At 70.4% G+C, this 25,600-nt stretch carries 23 protein-coding genes; 8 read left to right on the forward strand and 15 right to left on the reverse strand.

The window, feature by feature from the left end; genetic code table 11:
* The coding region (locus PINTE_RS09710; protein ID WP_217996553.1) for a hypothetical protein at positions 1-1,079 on the reverse strand (1,079 nt) is incomplete at its 3' end.
* A gap of 154 nt (positions 1,080-1,233) precedes the next feature.
* Positions 1,234-1,407, reverse strand: a complete 174-nt coding sequence (locus PINTE_RS09715; RefSeq protein WP_157087161.1) for a hypothetical protein — start codon at positions 1,405-1,407, stop codon at positions 1,234-1,236.
* 407 nt (positions 1,408-1,814) lie between these two features.
* Here PINTE_RS09715 and PINTE_RS22670 point away from each other — a divergent pair, with 407 nt between their 5' ends.
* Positions 1,815-2,327, forward strand: a complete 513-nt coding sequence (locus PINTE_RS22670) for a YobI family P-loop NTPase (RefSeq protein WP_157087162.1) — start codon at positions 1,815-1,817, stop codon at positions 2,325-2,327.
* 115 nt (positions 2,328-2,442) lie between these two features.
* On the opposite strand, the gene PINTE_RS09720 is transcribed toward PINTE_RS22670, so the two are convergent.
* The gene (locus tag PINTE_RS09720) at positions 2,443-3,141 is read right to left on the reverse strand and encodes a DNA alkylation repair protein (protein ID WP_068429444.1); all 699 of its coding nucleotides are present in this window, start codon (positions 3,139-3,141) and stop codon (positions 2,443-2,445) included.
* Between the two features lie 319 nt (positions 3,142-3,460).
* On the opposite strand from PINTE_RS09720, the gene PINTE_RS09725 reads away from it, so the two are divergent.
* Positions 3,461-4,156 carry a hypothetical protein gene (locus PINTE_RS09725; RefSeq protein ID WP_068429380.1) on the forward strand — a complete coding sequence of 232 codons (696 nt, stop codon included), beginning with the start codon at positions 3,461-3,463 and terminating at the stop codon, positions 4,154-4,156.
* A gap of 78 nt (positions 4,157-4,234) precedes the next feature.
* On the opposite strand, the gene PINTE_RS23200 is transcribed toward PINTE_RS09725, so the two are convergent.
* The 6 genes from PINTE_RS23200 to PINTE_RS09755 all read right to left on the reverse strand — a co-directional run bounded on the left by PINTE_RS23200 (position 4,235) and on the right by PINTE_RS09755 (position 11,763).
* On the reverse strand, positions 4,235-5,155 hold the full coding sequence (locus tag PINTE_RS23200) for a universal stress protein (RefSeq protein WP_169798500.1): 921 nt from the start codon (positions 5,153-5,155) through the stop codon (positions 4,235-4,237).
* Complete coding sequence (locus PINTE_RS09735; protein ID WP_068429383.1) at positions 5,152-6,576, reverse strand: APC family permease; 1,425 nt, start codon at positions 6,574-6,576, stop codon at positions 5,152-5,154. The genes PINTE_RS23200 and PINTE_RS09735 overlap by 4 nt, the downstream gene beginning before the upstream one ends.
* A 65-nt stretch (positions 6,577-6,641) precedes the next feature.
* Positions 6,642-7,343 (reverse strand): IclR family transcriptional regulator, encoded by a 702-nt coding sequence (locus PINTE_RS09740; RefSeq protein WP_068429386.1) that lies wholly within the window; start codon positions 7,341-7,343, stop codon positions 6,642-6,644.
* Positions 7,344-7,595: 252 nt separating this feature from the next.
* Positions 7,596-8,567, reverse strand: a complete 972-nt coding sequence (locus PINTE_RS09745; RefSeq protein ID WP_068429389.1) for a sunset domain-containing protein — start codon at positions 8,565-8,567, stop codon at positions 7,596-7,598.
* A gap of 149 nt (positions 8,568-8,716) precedes the next feature.
* Positions 8,717-10,204, reverse strand: coding sequence for an alpha/beta hydrolase (locus PINTE_RS09750; protein ID WP_157087163.1), 1,488 nt, complete (start codon positions 10,202-10,204; stop codon positions 8,717-8,719).
* Between the two features lie 188 nt (positions 10,205-10,392).
* On the reverse strand, positions 10,393-11,763 hold the full coding sequence (locus tag PINTE_RS09755) for a TrpB-like pyridoxal phosphate-dependent enzyme (protein WP_068429392.1): 1,371 nt from the start codon (positions 11,761-11,763) through the stop codon (positions 10,393-10,395).
* A gap of 142 nt (positions 11,764-11,905) precedes the next feature.
* Between PINTE_RS09755 and PINTE_RS09760 the strand changes: the two genes are divergently transcribed.
* From PINTE_RS09760 to PINTE_RS09770, 3 genes are all read left to right on the forward strand, one after another.
* Entirely contained in the window at positions 11,906-12,778 is an 873-nt protein-coding gene (locus PINTE_RS09760) for a fructosamine kinase family protein (protein ID WP_068429395.1), read from the forward strand.
* 124 nt (positions 12,779-12,902) lie between these two features.
* Entirely contained in the window at positions 12,903-13,277 is a 375-nt protein-coding gene (locus PINTE_RS09765) for a type II toxin-antitoxin system RelE/ParE family toxin (protein ID WP_068429398.1), read from the forward strand.
* Between the two features lie 26 nt (positions 13,278-13,303).
* Positions 13,304-13,588, forward strand: coding sequence for a helix-turn-helix domain-containing protein (locus PINTE_RS09770; protein WP_068429401.1), 285 nt, complete (start codon positions 13,304-13,306; stop codon positions 13,586-13,588).
* Positions 13,589-13,695: 107 nt separating this feature from the next.
* Here PINTE_RS09770 and PINTE_RS09775 read toward each other — a convergent pair whose 3' ends face one another.
* The 6 genes from PINTE_RS09775 to PINTE_RS09800 all read right to left on the reverse strand — a co-directional run bounded on the left by PINTE_RS09775 (position 13,696) and on the right by PINTE_RS09800 (position 21,167).
* A complete protein-coding gene (locus PINTE_RS09775; protein ID WP_068429405.1) occupies positions 13,696-14,541 on the reverse strand; it encodes a PRD domain-containing protein in 846 nt (281 codons plus the stop codon).
* 52 nt (positions 14,542-14,593) lie between these two features.
* A complete protein-coding gene (locus tag PINTE_RS09780) occupies positions 14,594-16,009 on the reverse strand; it encodes a glycoside hydrolase family 1 protein (protein ID WP_068429408.1) in 1,416 nt (471 codons plus the stop codon).
* Entirely contained in the window at positions 16,006-17,442 is a 1,437-nt protein-coding gene (locus PINTE_RS09785; RefSeq protein ID WP_068429411.1) for a glycoside hydrolase family 1 protein, read from the reverse strand. The genes PINTE_RS09780 and PINTE_RS09785 overlap by 4 nt, the downstream gene beginning before the upstream one ends.
* Before the next feature lie 30 nt (positions 17,443-17,472).
* The gene (locus PINTE_RS09790; protein ID WP_068429414.1) at positions 17,473-19,425 is read right to left on the reverse strand and encodes a beta-glucoside-specific PTS transporter subunit IIABC; all 1,953 of its coding nucleotides are present in this window, start codon (positions 19,423-19,425) and stop codon (positions 17,473-17,475) included.
* A 225-nt stretch (positions 19,426-19,650) separates the two neighbouring features.
* Positions 19,651-20,817 carry a patatin-like phospholipase family protein gene (locus PINTE_RS09795; RefSeq protein ID WP_217996554.1) on the reverse strand — a complete coding sequence of 389 codons (1,167 nt, stop codon included), beginning with the start codon at positions 20,815-20,817 and terminating at the stop codon, positions 19,651-19,653.
* 113 nt (positions 20,818-20,930) lie between these two features.
* The gene (locus PINTE_RS09800; protein ID WP_157087164.1) at positions 20,931-21,167 is read right to left on the reverse strand and encodes a hypothetical protein; all 237 of its coding nucleotides are present in this window, start codon (positions 21,165-21,167) and stop codon (positions 20,931-20,933) included.
* 204 nt (positions 21,168-21,371) lie between these two features.
* Here PINTE_RS09800 and ddaH point away from each other — a divergent pair, with 204 nt between their 5' ends.
* The 3 genes from ddaH (at position 21,372) to PINTE_RS09815 (ending at position 25,542) form a co-directional block, all read left to right on the forward strand.
* A complete protein-coding gene (gene ddaH, locus PINTE_RS09805) occupies positions 21,372-22,139 on the forward strand; it encodes a dimethylargininase (RefSeq protein WP_068429451.1) in 768 nt (255 codons plus the stop codon).
* A gap of 109 nt (positions 22,140-22,248) precedes the next feature.
* Positions 22,249-24,216: an ATP-dependent zinc metalloprotease FtsH gene (gene ftsH / locus PINTE_RS09810; RefSeq protein WP_068429455.1), complete on the forward strand. Its 1,968-nt coding sequence runs from the start codon at positions 22,249-22,251 to the stop codon at positions 24,214-24,216.
* Positions 24,217-24,273: 57 nt separating this feature from the next.
* Positions 24,274-25,542, forward strand: a complete 1,269-nt coding sequence (locus PINTE_RS09815; protein WP_068429423.1) for an alpha/beta fold hydrolase — start codon at positions 24,274-24,276, stop codon at positions 25,540-25,542.
* Positions 25,543-25,600: the final 58 nt, after the last annotated feature.

Consider the following 25,600-nt stretch of genomic DNA (forward strand, 5'->3'; position numbering starts at 1 on the left):
TCGGTCACCGTCTCGGTGCCTGGTGCCCCAGGTGTCCGCTGCCGTGTGTTCGGGACCGGCTTGTAGAGGATGCCCTTGGCGTCGGGGACGGCCTCGTTGAGAAAGCTGCGCACCTTGCGGATGCCGCTGCAGGCGAGGAGGAGTGCGGCCTGGATGGAGTTTTGCGCCAGGCCGTGTGCCCGGCGTCTCCCCTTGGCATGGAGTGCCTCTGCAGCATCGTTCTTTGCGTAGCCGTGCATGCCCTCTTGGGCTTCGCGCAGTGAGTAGTAGATCGTTGTGTGTTCCTCGCTGCCGAAGGGGAGCTCCTGGCGATACTTGGCCCCCTCGGTGGCCTTGATGGTGATGGTCTGTTGACGGCATACCATCGGCGGCGCGGCGATCAGTTCGTTGTCGGGCGAGATGCGGGGGCGCAGGTCGGCCTGCGACGTGCCGACGTGGTGAATCAAGCGTGGAGTCGTGGAGTGGGGCTTGAGCAGGCACTTTGCTGTGGGACTGGCGCCTGCGGCCGGGCACATGAACCGTTGTGCGCGGCCTGGGTCCGCGGATTCTTTGGCACGCAGGAAGTAGTCGTTCCGCTTCTTGATCCGTGCCCGGTAGGTTGCGAGGTCGATGCGCTTGGCGCGGAAGTCTTCGGTCGCGGCGACGAGGCTCTCGGGCATGGCTGGGCAGCACCACTGCCCTTCAACCAAGGGTGCGCCGCCACATGATCCTTGCTTTCCGGTGTGGCCTTGCGGATAGGGGAGCACCAGTGACCAGCCCATTTCCTTGGCGGGCTGTTGGAAGGCGACTGGGTTCGCGAGCGTGTACAGGTTGTCGCCGGCGAGGTAGCCGGGGGCGTGGCCGAACAGGGCGAGGGCGGCGAGCATGCGCCGCGCTGCGCCTGCAGGGTCAGCGCCAGGGCGGGAGGCAGTCATCGCGATGGGGAGTGCCGGGATGTACTGACGCCCGGTGTTTGTGGGCTGCGACGCGATGATGAGGTGCAGGTCCAGCGCCCAGAGGGCCTTGCGGATCGGTGCCCGGTCGCCGTTGTGATCGCCCGTTCGGACGTACCAGCCCCCGTCGGGGTCCGTGGAGGCCACGGTGTCGCTGATGGCGCGACCCCGGGCGGACAGTGGAAGTGGGGTGGCGTCGATGCATGCCGACCCGTCGTAGAGCGCCCGGTTCTTGCGAGGAAGGTACTCCCAGGGGAGGGCTAGAAGTCCGGTCGTGAGAAGGTCGAGAGCCTGCTGGGCGTCAGGCTTCTTCGCTGATCCGCTCGTAGAGCAGGCAGGCGGTGGTGGGGCCGTTGATGGGCTGGTATTCGGTCCCCACGAGGATCGCTGCCACGAGGAGGGCTCGGGTTGGGATGGACGACGGTCTGCCCCTCTTCCTCTTCTCGGCCTGAAGCCTGTCATCGATGAAGTCCACGAGCGGAAGGCTGCCGACCCGCAGTGAGGACGCCACTCCGCCCTGGGGTACCTCAGCCCCATCGAGTTCGAACTACGCTCGGAAAACCACCCCATCCCGACCGCGAGTTAGCCACCAAGAGCGGAACCCAAACGGTGGGGCAGGTCATCTGGCCGCGCTGGCCTCAGGGGCTGGCTGGGAGGGTTGTCGGCGGTAGGTGGCAGGCTGAAGCCATGGTTCCTGCTGAAAAAGGGGTTGGCCCCACTTCAGAGGTTGCAGCCGCCCGGGCCGACGGCACTGGTGCGTCAAGGGGGGACGTCGTTGGGGACGTGTCCTCTACCAGTCCCCCGGGCACGGGCGCCGAGGCACGTCCACTTTCGTTGAGGCCGCTGACGCCGCAGTTTGACCCCGAGCAGCATGCGATTTACGTGGAGCAGTTGCTTGACGCGCTTGGGCGCTCCGACGTACGGCGGATCGCCTTGGCATGCCAGTACGGAACAGGCAAAAGCAGCATCCTGCTAGGTCTGCGCAGCGATAAGCGTTTCCAAGATTTGGATCTGCGATCCGTGACCGTGTCGCTCGCGACCATCGACGCTGCCAGCGCGGAAGGACGCCCCGACGCGTCTGCGGTGAGCGTCACGAACCTCATCCAGAAGGAAGTGGTCAAACAGCTCCTTCACGCTCAACGACCGTCGAAAGCACCGCTGTCGCGGTACCGGCGTGCCTCCAGGCCAAGGCTGTGGCCCCTCGTCGGGCAGGCCACCCTCGCCGCTTTGGTCGCAGCGCTCCTGACGATTTGGTTCGTCGGTCTGTGGCCCAGTGGCCGTCAGCGAAGGGCGGACCCCTGCCGGGTCCGCCCTTCGTCGCGTCCGCGGCCCGGTGAATCGCTGATTGTCCACTCGACGGGCTTCGAGTGGACAATCAGCCATCCTTCGCCGTGAGGCAGTCTCCTGACCTGCGGTGTTGTCCCGTGCAGCGCAAGTGTCCACTCGTGAGTGGTCACTGCCCAGGCGTTTGTGCGATCGACGGGGGCGGTCCGGGAGGCGAAGGAGCCCGTCACAGGTGCTTGAGCGCCTCGCGCATCGACAGAGGGGCCAGGCGGGCCGAGCGCGCGGCGACGAAGGAACGCACCCAGTCGGGGTCGGTGCGGGCGTGTTGGCGCAGGGCCCAGCCGATCGCCTTGCGGATGAAGAACTCCCGGCCGAAGGCGGTGCCGAGGGTGTTCGCGTCGATGGCGGCGGTGAGCAGGTCGAGATCGGTGTCGGCGCCCGCCTGCAGCTGGCACAGGATCGCCGTGCGCCGCACCCACAGGTCGTCGGCGACCGCCCACGCCCGGATCACCGGCGTCGTCGCCGCGCGGTGCCCACGCAGGATCAGGCCGACGCGCCCGGAGGCGATGGGGTCGACGTAGTCCCACCAGGAGCCGGTGCGCACGAGGTGCTCGTACAGCGCCAGCGCCGCCGGGTCCTGCCACGCGCGGGCGGCGGCGACGCCGGTGAGTTCGATGGCCGCGTAACGCTCTTCACGATGCGTGGCCTCGTCCCACAGCGCCCGCGTCGTCGCCTCCCAGACCTCGCGGTCCGCCGGCGGATGCTCGCGCAGGATGGGGCGCAACGTCGAGCGGACCGCGGGCAGCCCCAGGCCGTAGAACGGCATCGCCGACTTCATGTACCGCTGCTGCGCGACGGCCCGCTGCGCATCGCCGCCCGCGGCGAGCGCGGCACGTACCCGCGCGATGAGCTCCTGGTCCGCCATCGTGTCCACTGCTGCATTGTCGGGCCACCGGCGATGCCCGGCCCCCGCTGAGCCCGTCGGGCCCCTGAGCGCGCTGGCCCCGCTGGCCCCGCTGACCCCTGGAGCCAGCTGCGGCTCACCATGCGGACCGAGCCGAGACGGTTTCTCGCCCCCACCCGCCATGCGCCGCCGCACTTTCCGCGGCCCGCGCACGGCGTACTCCCAATTGTGATGAGACGTTCGCCCGAAGTGCCGAGAAGAGATGCGAGGGCGGGCGGATACTCCGGCTGGGGACGACACACCGCCGCCACCTGAAGGGGACACAGGGGAAGGCTTTCTCATGCCACGAACACGCCGCATTTCCGTCGCAGCCGCCTGCGCCATCGCGCTCACCGCACCCGCGCTCGGCGCCACCGCCGCACCCACCGAGCCGGCAACAGCGTCCACCGCGCACACGGCGACGACCACGACGCACCGGGTCGACGTCGACGGAGACGGTCGGCTCGACACCGTCACGGTCGGACCGGCCTCCAACCATCGGCTCCGGGTCGGCGCCCGCACCGCCCGCGGTGCGACCTCCGCGCTCTTCATCGACCAGCGCGACGAAGTGGTGGTGCCCGACAAGCCCTTCCATGGTGCAGCCGAGTTCGACGGCGTGCGCGGCAAGGAGCTGTTCGTCGTATACGGCTGGGGCGCCCACACCCCGTCGTTCAAGGTCATCACGTGGCGCAACGGCAAGCTCTACGCGACCCGCGACCCTTCTGACGGCGACACGCGCTGGACCCCCGACGGTGCCTGGGGCTACGGCATGGGCTACCGAGTCACCGGCAGCGGCTCCAAGCGCACGCTGACGACGACCTTCGCCGAGAACAACCAGCGCGGCAGCTACGTCGGTCGGGCCACCCGATTCACCTGGTCGACCCGCGCGAACGAGTGGGTGCGCACCGGCAGCTCGAAGGTGCGCTTCTCCGAGCGCGCGGCGATGAACCACTTCGGCTGGCACGTCCGCGGCATCGGCGTCTGGCCGCAGGGCTGACCCGCGACCCGCTATCCCAACCCACCGGAGCCGGGCCGGTCGCCACTCCAGCGGCCGCCCCGGCTCCGCGCGAGCTAGCTAGCGAGACGCCCCGGGCACGACGACGACCGGCACCGGTGAATGCCGGATGATGCGGGTTCCGTTGGAGCCGAGGAAGACCCACGACAGCCGCGACTCGCTCTGGCTGGAGCCGACGACGAGCAGTTCGCCGTCGTCCCAGGTCGGTTCCTCGAGGGCCTCGTCCCACGAGCGCCCCTCGGCGATGTGCACCTGCGGCTCCTCGGGGAGTGCCAGCGTGCCGATCGCCCGGCGAACCGCCTCCGCGGCCTGGGCGCGCCAGGCCTCGACGACCCGGTCTTCGGCGTCGAGACCCACCTCGGGCGGGTACATGGTGCCGCGCCGGACCGCGAACGAGACGACCCGCAGCGCCGCCCCGAGATCCGCCGCGATCCCGGCGGCCTGCGACAGCACCTGCGCGGTGCCCCCGGCGCCGTCGACCGCGGCCGTCACGCGGGTGATCCGCGTCGCCTGCGCGTACCGCTGCCCGCGCGGCGCGATGACGACGGGGATCCGCGAGCTGTGCAGCATGCGGTCGCTCGTCGAGCCGAGCGCGATGTGCCCCCATGCGCCGTCGGCCGACGATCCGGCGACGAGCAGCCACGCTCCGGCCGCCTGCGCCGCCGACGTCAGCCCGGCGGGGGCCGAGCGCGCGGTGACCACCTCGTAGTCGACCTGCACGCCGCAGTCGACCATCGCCTCGCGCGCCTGCGCGAGCGCGTGCTCGGCGAGCGAGGCGAGGTAGTCGTGGTAGTCCTTGTCGACGCCGCGACCGGGCCCGACGGCCCCCCAGCGGTCGGGGATGACGCACACGATCCGCAGCGGGCTCCCGGAGGTCGCGGCGATGAGGCGGGCCAGTTCGAGCCCGCCGTGCCCGCGGTCCTCGGGGCCGTAGCCGACGAGCACCGGGCCGCGATCGGCCTCTCGCGCAGGGTTGCTCACGACTCCGTCCCGTCCGGGTAGGGCTCGAGGTTCGAGTGCTTGATGCTGTAGGCGAAGTAGAAGATCAGCACGGCCCCCACCCACAGACCGAAGAACACGAACGTCACCCAGTGCAGGCCGGAGATGACGAACACGCAGGCCACGATCGACAGCAGGGGGGTCACCGGGTAGCCGGGCACCTTGAACGAACGCGGCAGGTCGGGCTCCCGGCGGCGCAGCAGGATGACCGCGACCGAGACGACGGTGAACGCGACGAGGGTGCCGATGCTCACCAGATCGGCGAGGCCGGCGAGCGGCACGAACCCGGCGAGCAGGGAGACGACGACGGCGACGATGATCGTGTTCGCGATCGGTGTCATCGTCTTGGGGTTGACCTTCTTGAACAGCGGCGGCAGCACGCCGTCGGTGCCCATCGTGAACAGGATGCGCGTCTGCCCGTAGATCGTCACGAGCGTCACCGAGAAGATCGAGATGACCGCGCCGGCGGCCAGGATCGTCGCCGGCAGCGAGGAGCCGGTGACCTCCGTGAGGATCTGCGCGAGCCCCGCCTCCTGGCCCTCGAACCGCTGCCACGGCTGCGCGGCGACGGCGGCGAGCGCGACGAGCACGTAGGCGGTGGTGACGATGATGAGCGCGAGCACGATCGCGCGCGGCATCGTGCGGGCCGGGTCCTTGACCTCCTCGCCGGCGGTGGAGACGGCGTCGAGGCCGATGAACGAGAAGAAGATTCCGGCGGAGGCGGCCCACACGCCGGCGAACCCGAAGGGCGCGAAGTCGGCGAGGTTGTTGCTGTTCCAGCCGAAGGCGGCGATGCCGACGAACATCGCGAGCACCCCGAGCTTGATGAGCACCATGATCGCGTTGGCCTTCGCCGACTCGCTCGCCCCGCGGATGAGCAGCGTCATGCACAGGAACACCAGCACCATCGCCGGCAGGTTGACGATGCCGCCCTCGGCGGGCGATTCGGAGAGCACCTGCGGCACGCGCAGGCCGATCGTGTTGCCGAGGAACTCGTTGAGGTACTGGCTCCAGCCGACCGCGACCGCCGCCGACGACACCCCGTACTCCAGGAGCAGGCAGGCGGCGATGCCCATCGCCACCACCTCACCGAGCGTGGCGTAGGCGTACGAGTACGAGGAGCCGGAGACGGGCACGGCGCCCGCGAGCTCCGCGTAACACAGGGCGGTGAGGCCGGCGACGAATGCCGCGATGACGAACGAGAACACCACCGACGGTCCGGCGGCGGGCACCTCGGTGGTCAGCACGAAGAAGATTCCCGTGCCGACCGTGGCGCCCACGCCGAACATGGTCAGTTGGAACAGGCCGATGGTGCGGGCCAATTCGGTGTCGTGGCGCCGCCCGATCGGCTTGCGCCGAAACATGCGGCTGCTGAGCGATCGCGGCTCGGTGGACGATGTCATCTGGGGTCCCTTCACGTGTATCCCATCCGAACCTAGGGCTTTCCACGTTTCAGGGGTGTATCGAGTCACCAGCCTCCGGCGGAGAACTCGGCAGGGGAGCCGAGAAGAGCGGAGATGCGTCGGGCCGTGGCGGTCACGTACTGGGCGATCGGCTCCGGGTCGCGGTCGCCGACGTAGGAGACCGCGATGCAGGCCGGCACGCGGTATCCGCGCAGCGGTGCCGCGACCGACCAGACGCCCTCGAGCACCTCGCCCTTCGACACGGCCCAGCCGCGCTCGCGAGCGCGCCGCGTCTCCGGCCGGTCGTCGACCGACGGCGGCTCGAAGGAGCGCAGGGCGTGCCCGGGGGCGCCCAGCCCCACCGAATGGCGGTACCCGATGCGCTGCGTGAACGTCACGCCAGGCGTGGTCGGCTCCGCGACGAGCATGGTCACCGCCTCGTCCCCCTCGCGGATGACGACGAACGCGGTCAACTCGCTGTCGTCGGCGAGGTCGCGCAAGGCCGGGGTGGCCAGCGAGGCGAAGTCACGGGAGACGTTGCCGGCGAGCGTGACGAGACCGAGGCCCGGCCCGAACCGGTCGCTCTGGTCGCGCGCGACCAACCGATGGTCCTCCAGGGTTCGCAAGAGTCGGTAGACGATGGAGCGATGCAACCCCGAGCGCGTCGACAGCTCGGAGATGGTCATCGGCCGTCGGTTGGCGGCAACGAACTCGAGGATGGTCAGCCCACGGTCGAGAGTTTGCGACCGCGTGGCGGGGACAGCCACGGAATCCTCCTTAGTTATTCGAATATCGCTCAGTCTATTCCCCTCATCGACCTGCCGAGACGGCCTTTGGTCCTTGTTGCTCGCCGCAACAAACTGCCTGATCTGTGCGTTTACCGATTATCGAACGGTTGTTCCGGTCTGTTCGCCGACCAGCGGGCTCGGCAGTGTGCGGCCAGAGCCGCGGGCCCCGTCCGGCGGTCGTTGCTGCCGGACGGGGCCCGCGGGTCTGGCGCCGGGGTCGGTGCTTGCGGGTCAGGGAGCGCGGGTGAAGCCGGCCTTCTGAGCGAACGATTCGTCGAGGAACCACACGGTGGGTTCGGCGTCCTCGTAGCCGGGGGCGTCCGGCGTCAGGTACGTCTTCGTGTCGTGCCACGCCTTGACCGGGTGCCCCAGCGGCATCGCGTCGTCATCGATGGGCGCGGCCGACCCGACGCTGTAACCGCCGTCGACGACCTCCTCCAGGCTGGAGACCCGGCGGTCGTCGTCGCCCTCGTCGCCGTTCCCGGCGTCGTTCCGGTCGTTCTCGGCGTTCGCGGCGTTCTCAGAGTCGGTGCCACCGGTTCGCTCGCCACGCTCGGCGCCGTCGTTCGCCGAAGTGCCGGTGGCTTCCGGGGCGTCGGCGCTGGGCGCGTCGTCGCCCGTGAGCGTGCCGGCGTCCTCGGTTCCCTCGACGAGGTTCCCCTCGGAGTCCCAGACCTGCGCGCCGCCGGCCTTCTGTGCGGTCCAGTCCCCGCGCTGACGGAACTCCTCGCCCGCCGCGATGTCGTGGTTCGCCGGGTCGTGCTCGCGGGCGAACTCCTCCTCGCGGCGCCGGCGCTCCTCGTCCTCGCGGCGTTCCCGCTCCGCGCTTTCCTCCGGCGACTCGCCCTCGTCCGAGTCGCTGGCGGACCGGCTTGTCGCGTCGCGGTCCCGCGAGTCGTCTGCCTGCGCGTCTGCCTGCGCGTCTGCCTGCGCGTCTGCTCGGTTGTCTGCGGAGTCGGGGGCGTCGACTCGCTCCGCGGGTTGGGCGCGCTCGTCGGTCTCCGCACGCGCCGCCTCCGTGCGCTCTTCGGGTTCGGAGCGCGCGTCGGGCTCCGAGGGCGTCGACTCCGTTCGCTCGGATCGGCGGTCCGGCGCGGTGGGGTCGAACGCCGTCGCGCCCCCGCCGCGGCGGGCGGGGTCTGCGGTCGTCTCGCCGCGCGGGGCTGCGGTGTCGTCGGTGTGCTCTGTGGGCTGATCGGTCACGACGTACTCCTCGACCTCGCGTACGCCGTCGTACGCGGGGGTGATCGAAAAGGTAGCCGTCGGGACGCGTGCGCGCAGGCGGACAAGCGACAATTCCGACTGTTCAGCAAGGAATCCGGTGCTCGGGGCCCGGCCCGGGTGCCGGACGGTCAGCCGACGAGGCGGAAACCGGCCCGTCGGGCGGCCGACTCGTCGACGAACCAGACGTGCGGATCGGGGTCGTCGTAGATCGGATGCCCGGGTGCCGCGAACGTCTTCGTGTCCTCCCACGCCTTGACCCGGTGGCCCAGCGGGATCGCGCCGTCGGCGATCGGTGCCGCCGAGCCGACGCCGTAGCCACCGTCACGCACCTCGTCCAGGGCCGAGACGCGCCGCCCCGCCCGCACGGATTCCGTTGTCGGGGACGCAGGTTCGGCGTCGCGCGGGGGCGCTCCGTCCGCCGCGTCCGGTGCCTCGAGCGCCTCGAGCGCCTCGAGCGCCTCGGGCTGCTCGGGCTGCTCGGGCTGCTCGGGCTGCTCGGGCTGCTCGGGCTGCTCGGGCTGCTCGGACTGCTCGGGCTGCTCGGACTGCTCACCCGGATCGACGGCCGGGAGCGGCGTCGCCTCCGTGAGCGCGGCGCCCCCGCGCAGAGCCGCGTCGAGGGCGGCCACGGCCCGGTCACGGAAGCCGCGCATCGTCGCGGACTCCCCGACGAGCGGCTCCGCCCCGTGGAACACTCCCGGCTCCGCGTGGAACTCGGCCGCGACCCCGGCTCTGGTCAGGCGTCGGGCGTAGATGCGGCTCTCCTCGTAGAACAGATCGAGCTCGCCGACCCCGACCCACGCCGGCGCCAGCCCGGCGAGGTCGACGCGGCGGGCGGCGGCGGCGTAGGGCTCGGGCATCGTGTGTCCCGGTTCCTGCCCGAGATAGGCCTCCCACGCGACGTCGTTGCTGCGCTTGGTCCAGCCGAGGCGGCCCTGACTGGGGTGCACCGGATCGAGCACCGTGCGGTCGTCGAGCATCGGGTACAGCAGCAACTGGAAGGCGATCGGGTGGCGTTCGTCGTGCGCGCGTTGGGCGAGGGAGGCGGCGAGCCCGCCGCCGGCACCGGCTCCGCCGACGGCGATGCGGGCGGGATCGATCCGCAACGAGGAGGCCTGATCCTGCAGCCAGCGCAGCGCGGCGTAGCAGTCGTCGAGGTCGGCGGGGAAGGGATGCTCGGGGGCCAGGCGGTACTCGACGCTGACCACGAGGATGCCCAGGTCGGCGGCCAGTTGCCCGCACACCCCGTGCTCGAACTCCGGGGAACCGGCGACGTGGCCCCCGTCGTGGGCCCACAGCAGCGCGCCGGTCGTGCCCGTGCGGCTCTCAGGCTCGTACACGCACACGTCGACGGAGTGCCCGTCGGGCGAGGTCACCTGCCGGTGCCGCAGCCGCACGCCCTCGGGCGCTTCGACGCGGGGTGCCGCCGCAAGCAACCGGCGGAACACCGGGATCCCGCCCGGCCCGGCGAGTTCGGCGGGCACGTACAGCAGGGGACTGCGCAGGTCCGGCGCCGCCGATTGCACGAGCGAGCGGCGCGATGCGACCCAGGAGACGACGGCCCCGGTGGCGGCGGTCGCCGCGGCCAGGACGATTCGGGTGCTGCGAGAGGTCATGCTCCAGTCCTACCCGTTTCGTCGCGCGCTCTATCGGTCGACGCGCGGCTCCCGGCGGGTCGGGCACCACGAGGGGAATCGCCACATCTGCATTCCCGTCGCCCTCACCCCGACAGGGGCAACCCGGTGACCAGCGCGTTCTCCGACGGGCGGCACCGGTGACCCGGATCGCGATCGTCGATATGGATCTACCTGTCGGCTGACACGTAGGAGGAGTAGGCGGGCAGGTCGAGAACGCCGTTGCCAGAGAGCCCGATGAGCACGACCTGGCCGTCAGATTCGGCGCGCCGGGCGTAGTCGAGGGCGCCGGCGACGGCGTGTGTCGACTCCGGCGCCGGGATGATGCCCTCGGCGCGGGCGAAGACCACGCCCGCCGCGAAGGCGTCGTCCTGGGTGACCGCGGTGGCCTCGAGCAGCCCGAGTTCGAGCGCGTGGCTGACCATCGGCGCCATGCCGTGATAGCGCAGGCCCCCGGCGTGCAGCGGCGGCGGCACGAAGTCCTTGCCGAGGGTGTGCAACTTCAGCAGCGGGGTGAGCCCCGCGACGTCGCCGTGGTCGTAGCGGTATTCACCCTGCGTCAGCGACGGGCACGCCGCCGGCTCGCACGCGACGACCCGCGTCGACGTGCCCTCCCGCAGGTTCTGCCCGATGAGCGGAAACGTCAGCCCCGCAAGGTTGGAGCCGCCGCCGACGCAGCCGAACGCGACGTCGGCCTGGCGCTCGCCGGCGTCGGCGAGCTGGGTGAGCGTCTCCTGGCCGATGACGCTCTGGTGGAGCATGACGTGGTTGAGCACGCTGCCCAGCGCGTAGTGGGCCTGCGGGTCGTTGGCGGCGACCTCGACCGCCTCCGAGATCGCCATGCCGAGGGAGCCGGTGGTGTCGGGGTCGGCCGCGAGCATGGCCCGACCGGCCTCGGTGAGGTCGCTCGGGGAGGGGTGGCACACGCTGCCGTAGGTCTCCATCTGGAAGCGGCGGTAGGGCTTGGAGTCGTAGGAGGCGCGCACCTGCCACACCTCGCAGGTCATGTTCAGCAGCGAGCAGGCGAGGGCGAGTGAGGCGCCCCACTGCCCGGCTCCGGTCTCGGTCGTCAGCCGCGTGATGCCCTCGGCGGCGTTGTAGTACGCCTGGGCCACAGCGGTGTTCGGCTTGTGCGAGCCGGCGGGGGAGACGCCCTCGTACTTGTAGTAGATGCGCGCCTTGGTGCCCAGGGCCCGCTCCAGGCGCCGCGCCCGGACGAGCGGCGAGGGCCGCCACAACGCGTAGATCTCGCGCACCGCCGCCGGGATCTCGATGTACCGCTGCGTGCTGACCTCCTGCAGGATCAGCCCCATCGGAAACAGCGGCGCGAGGTCGTCGGGGGTCAGCGGCTCGCGGGTGCCGGGGTGCAGCGCCGGGGGAGTCGGCTCGGGCAGGTCGGCGTTCAGGTTGTACCAGTGCGTCGGTACAGATGAGGGGACGCTCGCCCCGAGCGGCTCGAGCGCCGGGTTCGCGGGCGCGGGGTTCGCCGGCGCGACCGCGGGCTCGGTGGTGGTCTCGGTGGTGCTGGCGTCGTCGCTCACGGCAGTTCCCTCTCGTCGGCGCTCAGGCTACCCACCCACTTCCCTCGAAACTGCGTGTCGTGGTGAGAACTGCTGTCCGTACCGCAGCTCTCACCACGACACGCAGTTTTCGCGGTCGTTGCGGCTGGGGTAGACAGGGGAGATGAGCCGAACGCCGCTGGATCCCGTGCTCGAGCCGCTCGTCGAGGGACTCGATGTCCGCTCCGCGCGACGGGTGCACGGCGGTGACATCGCGGTCTCCTATCGCCTGGAGACGGCCGACGGGCCGCTGTTCGCCAAGACCCATCCGCGGCCGACGCCCGACCTGTTCGAGCGGGAGGCCGCGGGGTTGCGGGCGCTGCGCGAGCACGCGCCGGCGCCGCTGCGGGTGCCGCAGGTGCTGCGCGAGTCGCCGCACGGTCTCGTGCTGGAGTGGATCGAGGAGGGCCGGCGCCGCGGTGGCCGCACCGAGTCCGAGCTCGGAGCCGGGCTGGCCGGCCTGCACCGCACGTCGAACCCGACGTTCGGCGGGCTCGACGGCGACGTCTCCGGCTACCTGGGCTCGGTCGAGGTCGACCTCACGCCCTCGACCGATTGGCCGAGCTTCTACGTGCACCGCCGCGTCGCGCCGCTGGTCGAGCGGGCGATCCGCGAGGGGAGTCTGGACCCGCGGGCTCGGGGGCTGCTGGAGCGCGTCGAGCCGCGTGCCGCGGAGATCTGCGGGCCGGCCGAGCCGCCGGCGCTCGTGCACGGCGACCTGTGGGGCGGCAACCGCCTCGTCGACGCGGACGGCACGAACTGGCTCATCGACCCGGCCTGCCACTGGGGCCACCGCGAGTACGACCTCGCGATGATGCAGCTGTTCGGCGGATTCGGACCGGAGTGCTTCGAGGCCTACGACGAGGCGTCCCCCCTCGACGCCGGCTGGCGCCAGCGGGTCTCGTGGTATCAGGTCACGCCGCTGCTCGTGCACGCGATCCTCTTCGGAGGCGGTTACGGCGACGCCGCCCTGCGCGCCCTCGCCCGCTACGCTTGACCGACCGAAGGCTGCCCTCACCGGCCGAAGGCTGCCCTGTCGGCCGTTATTCCCTGAGAACGACGTGAGTCTGCATCGTCTAGACTCTTCACAGTCTAGATCGCTTGCGGTCTAGACTGTGCGGATGGGGGAGTGGGACGTCGACCTGAAGCACATCGCTGACTGGTTGATGTCTCTTGACGACGGCAGCTATGAACACGTCATCGCGGCCACTCGACTGCTCCGAGTGCATGGCCCACACCTCGGGCGGCCTCTGGTCGACTCGATCACCGGTTCGCGGCACAAGAACATGAAGGAACTGCGGCCTGGCTCTTCCGGGCGAAGCGAGGTGCGAATCCTGTTTGCGTTCGACCCCGCCCGACGCGCCATTCTGCTCTACGCGGGAGACAAGTCGGGCCGCTGGAACACCTGGTATCGCGACGCCATACCGATCGCCGATGAGTTGTTCGATGCGCACCTGAAGGCGATCGGGCGAGCGAGAAAGTCGAAGGGGAGTTGAGTTTGTTGGCAACGTCTATCGAGGACATGGAGCGCCGCCGCCCCGTCGACGCGGAACGGGTGGAGCGACTGCAGCACGAGATGATGGCGCAGGTGCGCGCCTACCGCCTTCGCGAACTGCGCGAACAGGCCGAGATGACCCAGACCGATGTCGCCGAGAGAATCGGCACAGGTCAGCGTCGTGTCTCGAAGATCGAGCACGGCGACATCGAGCACACGCGCGTCGACACATTGCGTCGTTACGCCGAGGCGCTGGGCGGCACCCTGCACGTCGAGATCGAGGTGGGTGACAGGCGGATGACGATCGCCTGATTGCCTACCTCGGCGAAGACCGGCGTGAGCTGCCGCAACAAGTACGGTCACGGGTTCTCCATGGCCTCCCGCACCTACCGGCTCTGGTAGCCGCCGACGACGCGAAGCTATGCGCGGGCGCGGCTCATGCCCGACTCGAGGCGGGTCAGGTGCAGGGCGAGGTAGACCACCTCGTCGTCGGAGACGGTGTGGTCCAGGCGCATCTCCAGCAGCGCACGCAGCCGCTGGGCCAGTTGATAGGCCCGGGGGCTGCGCGCCTGCAGCGCGGAGCCGACGGCGCCGACCTGGTCGTCGAGCTGGGTGCCGGTGCGCGCGCGGGCGAAGAAGTAGCGCAGGTGCGCGGCGAACCGGGCGGCGTCGATGGAGGCGGGGTCGAACCGGTCTCCGTACGCCCGCGCGAGGGTGTCGAAGATCTGCCCGATGAGCGCCGACTGCACGAAGGTCTCGGCCATGCTCGCGCTGCCGGTCACCGCGTGGAACAGGTGCATGGCCAGGGCGATCGCCTCGCCCTGCGGCAGGTCGAGCCCGAGCCGCTCGTTGAGCCGGGCGAGCAGCCGTTCGGCCATCGCCAGCTCCTGCGGATGCAGGTGCGCCACCTCCGCGCGCAGCGGATAGACCATCGGCTCGCCGCGCGCGACCCGCTCGATGGCCTGATGCACGTGGTCCGCGACGGCGACCACCGCCAGCGCCGGCACCGTCGCGCCGAGGTCGCGAACCGCCTCCGCGAACAGCTCCTCGACGAGCCGCAGCCGCTCCGGAGGGATGTCCGCGAGCACCTGCCCGACGGAGTCCGGGTTGTCGGCCGGCACGAACCGGCGCGCGATGAGCTCCTCGCGCACCGCCGACCCCGGGCGGGCCTGGAACCCCAGGCCGCGCCCGGTGAGCACGACCTCCCGGCCGAGCTCGTCGCGGGCGAGCACCACGTTGTTGTTGAAGACCCGCAGGATCTGCATCAGTGGCCTCCTCTCCCTCGAACGGCCCGGCCGGGCGGGCGCGCCGCGGCGCTCAGTCGAGCGCCGCGCCGTTGCTGTCGATGACGCTGCGGTAGTAGTCGAACGACTTCTTCTTGTACCGCTCGAGTGATCCACTGCCGTCGTCGTTGCGGTCGACGTAGATGAACCCGTACCGCTTGCTCAACTGCGCCGTCGAGGCGCTGACGACGTCGATCGGGCCCCACCACGTGTAGCCGAGCAGGTCGACGCCGTCGCGCACCGCCTCCCGCGCCTGGATGAGGTGCTCGCGCAGGTAGTCGATGCGGTAGTCGTCGAGCACGGTGTTGACGCCGTCGACCTCGACGAGTTCGTCCTTGGCCCCGAGTCCGTTCTCGACGATGAACAGCGGCTTGCCCCACCGCTGCCAGTAGTCGTTGAGCACGACGCGCAGGCCCACGGGGTCGATCTGCCAGCCCCACTCGCTGGACTCCAGGGTGGGGTTGGGCACGCCGCCGAGGATGTTGCCCGCGCCCGCGGGGACCGTGGGGTCGACCGTCTGGCACAGGCTCATGTAATAGCTGAACGACACAAAGTCCACCGTGTTCTTCAGCGTCTCGCGGTCGGAGTCCGTGATGTCCAGCTCCACGCCCTGCTCCGCCAACGAGCGCATCAGGTAGCCGGGGTACTCGCCGCGGCAGTGCACGTCGCCGAACGCGTAGTTCGCCTCCTCGAAGTGCTTGGCCGCGAGCACGTCGCGCGGGTCCGGGGTGAGCGGGTAGGCCGGGGTGGCGATGATCATGCAGCCGACCTTGAGCTCGGGATCGAGGTCGTGCGCGATCTTCGTCACTGACGCCGACGCGACGAGCTCGTGGTGGATCGCCTGGTAGAGGTCCTGCGCGCTCAGCTCGTCCTTGGGCGTCCAGATGCCGCCGGCCATGAGCGGCTCGTGGAGCACGGCGTTGATCTCGTTGAACGTCAGCCAGTACTTCACGCGCGAGCCGTAGCGCTCGAAGAGCGTGCGGGCGTAGCGCTCGTAGAAGCCGATCATCCGCCGGTCGACCCAGCCGTCGTAGGTCTTGGCCAGGTGCAGCGGGGTCTCGTAATGGCTGATCGTCACCAGCGGCGTGATGCCGTGCTTCTCGCACTCGTCCAGGACCCGGTCGTAGAACGCCAGGCCCGCCTCGTTCGGCTCCTCCTCGTCGCCGCGCGGAAAGATACGGCTCCACGCGATCGAGAAGCGGAACACCGAGAAGCCGAGCTCGGCGAAGAGCGCGATGTCGTCGGCGTACCGGTGGTAGTAGTCGATGCCCTCGAGCTTGAGGTTGTCCGGCGTGGGCTCCTGGGTGGGCGGGGCCGTGATGCCGTGCGGCATGACGTCCTGGATCGACAGCAGCTTGCCGTCGGCCAGGTACGCGCCCTCGAACTGGTTCGCGGCCGTCGCACCGCCCCAGAGGAACCCGTCGGGGAACGTGGCGGGGAAGGTGGTCATGACAGCTCCTCGTCGAGCGCCGCGCCGTTGCTGGCGATGACGCGCCGGTAGTAGTCGAACGACTTCTTCTTGTACCGCTCCAGTGATCCAGACCCGTCGTCGTTGCGGTCGATGTAGACGAACCCGTAGCGCTTGCTCAGCTGCGCGGTGCCGGCCGACACGACGTCGATCGGTCCCCACCACGTGTAGCCCCACAGGTCGACGCCGTCCTCGATCGCCTCGCGCACCGCGAGCAGGTGATTGCGCAGGTAGTCGATGCGGTAGTCGTCGACCACGGTCTTGACGCCGTCGACCTCGACGAGCTCGTCCTTGGCCCCGAGGCCGTTCTCGACGATGAACAGCGGCTTGCCCCACCGCTCGTAGTAGTCGTTGAGCACGATCCGCAGGCCCATCGGGTCGAGGGCCCAGCCCCACTCGGTCTTTTCCAGAGTCGGGTTCGGCACGCCGCCGAGCACGTTGCCCTCGCCGCGGATCTGCTTGGCCGGGTCGGCCGTCGCCGCGACGCTCATGTAGTAACTGAACGACACAAAGTCGACGGTGTTCTTGAGGATCTCCCGATCGGAGTCGGTGATGTCGAGTTCGACGCCCTCTTCCCGGAACATCCGCAGCAGGTAGCCGGGGTACTCCCCGCGGCAGTGGATGTCGCCGAAGGCGTAGTTCTCGTGCTCGATCCGCTTGGCCTCCCACACGTCCGCCGGGTCGGGCGAGAGCGGGTAGACCGGCATCGACAGGATCATGCAGCCGATCTTGAACTCCGGGTCCAACTCGTGGGCCATCTTCGTCACCGACGCCGACGCGACGAGCTCGTGGTGGATCGCCTGGTACAGCTGCGAGGTCGACAGCTCCTCCCGGGGCGTCCAGATGCCGCCGGCCATGAGCGGCGCCATCGTGATCGCGTTGATCTCGTTGAACGTCAGCCAGTGCTTGACCCGATCGCCGAAGCGCTCGAAGAGCGTGCGGGCGTACCGCTCGTAGAAGCCGATCAGCCTCCGGTCGCGCCAGCCGTCGTAGGTCTTGGCCAGGTGCAGCGGGGTCTCGTAGTGGCTGATCGTCACCAGCGGCGTCATCCCATTCGCGACGATCGCGTCGATGAGGCGGTCGTAGTAGGCCAGGCCGGCCTCGTTCGGGGTCTCCTCGTCGCCGCGCGGGAAGATCCGGCTCCAGGCGATCGAGATGCGGAAGACGCTGAACCCCATTTCGGCCATGAGGGCCAGGTCGCTCTCGAACCGGTGGTAGAAGTCGATGCCTTCGAGCTTGAGGTTGTCCGGAGTCGGTTCGTCGGTGGGCGGCTGGAGGCCGCCCTTGGGCAGCACGTCCTGGATCGAGGGCAGCTTGCCGTCCTCGAGGTAGGCGCCCTCGAGCTGGTTGGCGGCGACGGCGCCGCCGAACAGGAAGCCGTCGGGGAACGTGCGGGCGGTGGACTGGGTGGTCACTGTTCTCCTTAGCTGGTCGAATGGATCGGTTCAGGTGGTGACGACGATTGCGGGCTCACCGTGGGAGACCTCGTCGCCCGTGGCCGGCGCGACCTCGCGCTGCTTGGCCGTGTTGGTGACGAGCACGACCGTGGTCTTTGGGTGCCCGGCCGCGTCGATCGCGGACAGGTCGACCTCGGCGAGCACCTGGCCGGCCTCGACGAGGTCGCCCTTGGCGACGCGCGGGGAGAAGCCCTGGCCGTTCATGCTCACGGTGTCGAGGCCGATGTGCACGAGCACCTCGACGCCCTCGTCGGTGCGGATCCCGTAGGCGTGACCGCTCTTCATAGCGACCACGATCTTGCCGGAGACGGGGGCGTACACGGTGCCGTCGGTCGGCTCGATCCCGACTCCGGAGCCCATGGCCCCGCCGGAGAACACTGGGTCGGAGACCTGCTCCAGCGGCACGAGACGGCCGCTCATGGGTGCCTGCACGACGACGTCGATGCCGCGCCCCTCGACGGCCCCACCCGCGACGGCGGCCGTGCCGGTGGTTGCTGCGCCGGCCGCGTCCGCGTCGGTGACGCTGCGCGTCGGGGCCTCTTCGACCGGGTCCGCACCCGGCGCGGGAATCGCCGTCTCACTGGGGGAGGCGATGTTGTCTTTGACGCCGAAGAAGAAAGTGAGCGTGAAGCCGATGACGACGGCAACGACGATGGAAATGAAGAACAGCGGCAGGTTGGGGGTCTTCAGGTAGGCGGGAAGACCGATGAGCGAGGGAAAGACGAACGCGCTGGTGCCCGCGCCGGAGATGCCGGCCAGCACGCCGCCGACGGCACCGCCGACGATGCCGAAGTAGAACGGCAGCTTTCGGGGCAGGTTGACACCGTAGATCGCGGGCTCCGTGATGCCGGCGAGGAAGCCGGAGAGGGCCGCGGGGCCGGCGAGCTTCTTGGTCTCCGGGTCCTTCGTGCGCAGGGCAACCGCGAGGGTCGCGGCGGCCTGGGCGAGCACGGCGCCGACGAGCGGTCCGGCCATGATCGAGAAGCCGCCCGAGAGCTGCTGCAGGATGATCGGGGTGAGTCCCCAGTGCAGGCCGAAGATGACGAACACCTGCCACAGGCCACCCATCACAGCACCAGCCGCCCACGGGGCGACCTGGAAGAGCCAGTCCACCCCGGCGGCCAGGCCGTTGGCGGCGATGATCGTCACCGGGCCGATCGTCAGCAGGATGAGCGGCACCATGACGAGCATCGAGATGAGCGGCACCGTGAAGTTGCGGATCGCGCCCGGAAGCACCCGCGTGAAGAACCGCTCGAGGTAACCCTGGATCCAGACGGCGACGATGATCGGCAGCAGCGAGCTGACGTAGCTCATCATGACGAGCGGGATGCCGAAGAACGTCAGCGGCTCGGTGGCCTCGTTGAGCGCGATGATGTCCGGGTAGACGAGCGCTCCGGCGATGGCGACGGCCGTGTACTGGTTAGCCTTGAAGCGCTTGGCGGCCGGGATGGCGAGCAGGATCGGCAGGAAGTGGATGAGCGAGTCGGAGGCCGCGTTGAGCACCGTGTAGCCGGTGGTCTCGGCGCTCAGCCACCCCAGTGTGGTGAACAGCGTGAGGAACGCCTTGAAGAGGCCCGCTCCGGCCAGCGGCCACAGGATCGGGTGGATGATCGAGCTGACCAGCTCGATGAAGCGGTCGAGCAGGTTGCCCTTGGTGCCCGACTCCTCCTCGTCGCCGGGCGCGCTGCCGCCCTCGAGCATGTCGGCGATCTCGGCGTAGACGTTCGGCACATCGTTGCCGATGACCACCTGGTACTGGCCGCCAGACTGCACGACGGTCATGACGCCGTCGAGGCCCTTGATGCGGTCGGTCTGGGCCTTGCTCTCGTCGCGCAACTCCATGCGGAGCCGGGTCGCGCAGTGCCGCGCGCCCTTGATGTTGTCGAGCCCACCGACGCCATCAACGATGCCGCCGGCGAGGCCGCGGAAGTCCACCGCCATCGAATCCTCCTCGATTCGTGTGTGGTTCCTCGCTGCACCAGTGCCCCGGGCATAAAAAAAAGACCCGGGACACCACACGGTCCCAGGTCTTGCCTCCGCGAGGAGTCACAATCCTGTTGAGCTGCTCAGCTCGTGTCCGAACCTACCCGAACTCGGCGCGCCGCGGCAAGCTTTCGGTCCGATCGGTTCCGGACGCGGGTGCACCGGCGGGGCGATCCGGACATATCACAAGGTGATGTCCAGATACCGATCGAGGTCGAGCGTGGCGCGGGCTCCTAGGTCGTCGCGGTGCTGCTCCAGCCAGTCCTGCGCGTGCTCCCAGCCGAGGTCGTGCAGCTCGGCCACCGAGCTCAGCGTGGCGGCCGCCTTCGTGGCCGGGCTGAGCTCGGCGAGGTCGTCGCCTCCGTCGATGCAGTGCAATCGCAGGTTCGCCACGCGCGCCAGCCCGTCGGCGCTCTCGGCGAGCCGGCGCAGGCCGTGCGCGCCCGAGGCCGGCGCCTGGGGAGTCGTGCCGGAGCCGGCGGTGTGTAGCAGCCGTCGCATGAGCGCCAGCGTCCGCAGGTCCTTGAGCAGGGTGGCGTTGAAGACGATCTCGTTCATCCGGTCGAGGATCTCCGTCGCCGTCCGCGGTTCGCGCCGGCGCTGCGCGGGGTTGATCTGCACGATCAGCACATCGTCGGCGACCGTCTTCGCGACGAGCGGCAGCAGGGCCGGGTTGCCGGCGTACCCGCCGTCCCAGTAGGGCTGACCGTCGATGTGCACCGCCTGGAAGAGCGTCGGCAGGCACCCGGAGGCGAGCACGACGTCGATCGTCGTCTCGTGACAGCCGAAGAGCCGCAGCCGGCCGGTGCGCACCTCGGTGGCGGCGATGAACAGCTGTAGCTGCGTGCAGTTGCGCACGGCGTCGAAGTCGATGGTCTCGGCGAGGATGTAGCGCAGCGGGTTGAGGTTCCAGGGGTTGGACTCGTACGGCGAGACCGCCGCCGACCACGCGGCGTTCCAGACGAGGGCGGCCTGTTGCGGCCAGCTCGACAACGGTCCGAGGGTCGCGAGCCAGGCGCGTTGCCAGGCCTGCGCGGCGCGGGCCCACGGCTCCAGCGGTGTGCCGCTGGTCAACGCGACTCCTGGCTCGGCGAGCCACGAGCCCAGGCGACCCACCGTCTCCCAGACGCGGCGCAGGTTCGCCCGCGCCTCCTCGCGCCCGCCGCTGTTCAACCCGGCGGCGAGGGCGGCCGCGTTGACGGCCCCGGCGCTCGTGCCGCTGATCCCGTCGAAGCGGATGCGCTCCTCGATCAGGAGCCGGTCCAGCACCCCCCACGTGAACGCACCGTGCGCGCCACCGCCCTGAAGGGCCACATCGACGTGGATCGTGCCGCGCTCTGCCTGTGACACTGAGCCTCCCCGCGTGGCGTGCAACGACATTCCGCCGTTGAGCGTAGACCAGGCGGTCCCGCGGTGTTCGCGGACGGAACGATTCGTGCGGCCGACCGGGCCGGAGCGTGACGTCAGGCGGTGACGGCCGAGACCAGGAACTCCGGGCGCTTGCGGCGCAGGGTCGCGGCGGCGGTGACGGCGGCGTCGGGTGTCGGGTGCCACGACATGACGGTGCCGTACTGGCTCATCTCGCTCAGCGCGACGACGGCGCCGCGGTAGACGCGCGCGGTCGTGCGGGCGTCGAGCACGTGGCCTTCGTCGTCGGTCACCGTGTAGCAGTAACGATCGTCGACCCGGTTTGCGGACATGCGGTACATCGGACGTTCCCCCAAAAAACAGTTGTGCTGATCCCCGGTCGGGAACTGTAACGGCCGAGGCAGTACCACAGCGACCCTCTCGGGGCGTCAGGGTGGCGGTACCAGAACCAATCCTCTCGCGCCGCACAAGAGCCCGTGCACCCGGCCCGGCGCCGGCCCACGGCGCGGTGTCGAGGACGTGTCATCATGTGGCGCATGCATGCCCGCCGCGCCCTCGTGCGACGCCCGAGCGCGGCCCTGGCCGGCGGGATCGTCACCCACATCGAGCGGCGCCCCGTCGACGCTCGGCGAGCGCTCATGCAGTGGCAGGGGTACGTCGCAGCCCTGGCCCGCGCGGGGTGGCAGGTCCGGGAGGTCATGCCGTTGCCCGGTTGCCCCGACGGGGTCTTCATCGAGGATCAGGTGGTCGTGTACGGCGATCTCGCCGTGCTCTGCCGCAGCGGCGCCCCCGCCCGCTGGCCCGAACAGGCCGGTGTCGCAGCGGCACTGGTCGCCGAGGGGTACCGCGTCGCGCGGATCGAGGCGCCGGGCTGTCTCGACGGGGGCGACGTGCTCAAACACGACGGCACCGTGTGGGTCGGGCTCGGTGGGCGCACGAACGCCGACGGCGTGTGGCAGCTCGGTGAGCTGCTCGGACCGTTGGGGGCCCGGGTCGTCGGCCGGCCCGTCTCCAAGGTGCTGCACCTGAAATCGGCCGTCACGGCGTTGCCGGACGGCACGGTCGTCGGCCACGAGCCACTCGTCGACGACCCCCGGGTGTGGCCGCGGTTCGAGGCCGTACCGGAGGAGTCCGGCGCGCACGTCGTCGTCCTCGATGCACAAACCGTGCTCATGGCCGCCTCCGCACCGCGGACCGCCGCGATGTTTCGGCGGCGCGGGCTGCACGTGCTGACCGTCGACATCTCCGAGTTCGAGAAGCTCGAGGGGTGCGTGACCTGCCTGTCGGTGCGGTTGCGTGGCTGAGCCGTCTGAGCCGGATCGGTCGACGGGGTGGGCGGCGGCGCGTGAGCACGCGCATTAGCCTGACGCCACGAGCCGGGTGCCGATCACCCGTGTGCGATCGGAGGGCGAGATGGCCACACCCAACAAGCCGGCGGACGAGCAGGAGCGGGATCCCAAGCGCCCTTGGCGCATCGAGGGGCTGCCGCACCGCTCCGGCGACGACAAGCCGGACGGGCGCCGCAAGTTCAACTGGCGCTCGTTCCTGACGTTCGCGCTCCTGGTGTATCTCGGCAGCTTCGCGGTCGCGACGTTCTTCGACGCCCGCAGCGACGTCGCGACGATCCCGTACACCGAGTTCACCCAGCAGGTGCAGGCGCGCAACGTCGCGGAGGTGTACGCCCGCGGCGACACGATCCAGGGTGAGCTGCGGCAGGCCGCGACGAGCGCCGCCGACAACCAGAAGCAGTACACGGTGTTCAACACCGAACGGCCCACGTTCGCCCGCGACGACCTGCTCACCGAGCTGGAGCAGCAGGGCACGACCGTGCGGGCGACTCCCGTCGTCGAACAGCGCGGTGTGCTCGGCAACCTGCTCTCGGCGTTCCTGCCGATCCTGCTGCTCATCGCGTTCTACGTGTGGATGTTCCGGCGGCAGTCGTCGATGATGGGCGGCGGACTCACGGGTGGGCGCAAGTCCAAGCCCGTCGACCCGGAGACCGTGCGGGTCACCTTCGACGACGTCGCCGGCATCGACGAGGTCGAGGACGAGATCAACGAGATCGTCGACTACCTGCGCCACCCCGACAAGTACGCCGCGCTCGGCGCCCGCGCACCCAAGGGCGTGCTGCTCGCGGGCGGACCCGGCACCGGCAAGACCCTGCTCGCGCGGGCGACCGCCGGTGAGGCCGGGGTGCCGTTCTTCAGCGCCAGCGCGAGCGAATTCATCGAGATGATCGTCGGGGTCGGCGCCCAGCGAGTGCGCGAACTCTTCTCGGAGGCGCGCAAGGTGGCGCCGGCGATCATCTTCATCGACGAGATCGACACAATCGGGCGGGCCCGTGGCGGCGCGCAGTCGATGGGCGGGCACGACGAGCGTGAGCAGACGCTCAACCAGATCCTCACCGAGATGGACGGCTTCTCCGGATCCGAGGGCGTCATCGTGCTCGCCGCCACCAACCGGCCCGAGGTGCTCGACCCGGCGTTGCTGCGCCCCGGGCGGTTCGACCGCACGATCATGGTGCACGCACCCGACGCCGCCGGACGCGAGGCGATCCTGCGGGTGCACACGCGGCACGTGCCGCTGGCGGCCGATGTCGATCTCGCGGCGGTGGCCAAGGCGACGCCGGGGATGACCGGTGCCGAGCTCGCGAACCTCGCCAACGAGGCCGCGCTGCTGGCGGCCCGACGCGGCGCGAGTCAGGTGACACAGGCGATGCTGTCCGAGTCGCTGGAGAAGGTGCAGCTCGGGGCGGCGCGCAACGTCGTCATGCCCGAGGACGAGCGGCGCCGCACCGCCTACCACGAGGCCGGGCACGCACTGCTCGGCATGCTGCAGCCGGGCGCCGACCCGGTGCGCAAGATCTCGATCATCCCGCGCGGGCGCGCCCTCGGGGTCACGCTGTCGACGCCCGACACCGACCGGTACGGCTACGACGAGGCCTACCTGCGCGGGCGGATCATCGGGGCGCTCGGCGGCATGGCCGCCGAGGACGTCGTCTTCGGGGTCGTCACCACCGGCGCGGAGTCGGACCTGTCGACGTCGACGAACATCGCCCGCCAGATGGTCGGCCGCTGGGGCATGAGCGACCGCGTCGGCCCCGTGCAGATCTACCCCAGCGAGGGCGACCCGCGCGCCGCCGGTTTCTCCGACGAGATGTTCGCCGCCGCCGACGCGGAGGTCCGGCGCGTCATCGAGGAGTGCTACGCGGAGGCCACGTCGACCCTCCGGGACAACCGCGACCGGCTCGAGAGCATCGTCGCCCGCCTCCTGGAGACCGAGACCCTCGACGAGCGCGAGGCCTACGCCGCCGCCGGCATCGAGCGTCCCGCCCCGGCCCCGCAGCCCACCATGCCCGGCGCCCACGCCACGCAGGCCTAGCCCCACTTCCGAGAGGTGGGGGAGCCGAGCACAGCGAATCGGTCGGAGGAACACCCCATGACCACGTCGCCCACCCGAGCCCGGCGAGCCGCCTCCCGCCGAGCCCGCGCCGCCGCCAGGTCGCGGGCCCGCGACGAGGTGCGCAGCGTCGACCGCCCGCTGCCCGGCGGTCGCACGTTGCCCCTGGCCTACACCCGCACGGGGCCGCGCTCGGTCGGCCGGCAGGTGCCGGTGCTCGTGTTTCCCGGCGGGCCTGGGCTGGCGTCGGTGCGGCCGTACGCAGCATTGCGGGCCCAGGCGACGAAGGCCGGTCTCGACCTGGTCATGGTGGAGCATCGCGGAGTCGGGCTCTCCCGTCAGGACACCGCGGGCGTCGACCTCGTGGCAGACGACATGACCTCCGCGCTGGCGGCCGACGATGCCGCCGCCGTGCTCGACGCCGAGGGCATCGAGACGGCCGTCGTCTACGGCACCTCCTACGGCAGCTACCTCGCGCAGGTGTTCGGCGCCCGCCATCCCGAACGGGTGGCCGCGATGATCCTCGACTCGGCGATGGTCGGCGCCGACAACAACCACGCGGCCCGCGCGGCGCTCAACGACACCCTCTGGGTCGGCGGCCGGAGAACGGAGCAGGTCGCGGTCGACGTCCGTCGCCTCGTGGTGGGGGGCCGGTTGGATCCGCGGAACGCCTTCGGGCTGCAGCTCTTCCACGAGTTCACCGGCCCCGAGGGCCTGGCGCGCATGCTGGCGCTGCTCGAGCGGGGGCGCGGCGGTCGCACGTGGCGGTGGGTGCACCGGCTCGGGGCGCGCGAGGTCACCAAGAACTTGCCCTTGCTCATGGAGTTCGACCTCGTCGACCGCATCGCCTTTCGCGAACTGGACTACGCGGCCACCGCCCCGATGGCCGAGGTGAGCGGACCGCTGCGGGTGGAGGGCTCGTTCGAGGCGCTCGCGCGCCGCTACGAACCGTTCGATCCCGCGGCCCCCGAAGCGCTCGACACCCGTGTCGTGCTGCCGGGCTTCGACTGGCCGATCGTCGTGATCAGCGGCGATCGCGACCTGCGCACCCCGCGGCGCGTTTCGGAGGAGATCGTGGGGCTCGCGCCGCGCGGTCGGCTCGTCGCGGTGCGCGCGCACGGCCACAGCGCGCTGGACACCCAGCGCACCCTCGCCATCGACATCGCCCGGCGCGTGCGCGAACACAGCGGCGGCGCTGAGTTGTCCCTACCCGCCGTCCCAGCGGGGCGGCCGACCCCGCTGGCGCGCTTGCTGCGCGCGCGACTCACGCTCTCCGAGCGCGTGCCCCGGCCTGTTCAGGGTCGCTGAGAACTGTGTGTCGTGGTGACCACTGCGGCGCGAACAGCGGTTTTCATCACGATGCGCA

The sequence above is a fragment of the Piscicoccus intestinalis NBRC 104926 genome, assembly GCF_001515525.1.
Classification (GTDB): Bacteria; Actinomycetota; Actinomycetes; order Actinomycetales; family Dermatophilaceae; genus Kineosphaera; species Kineosphaera intestinalis.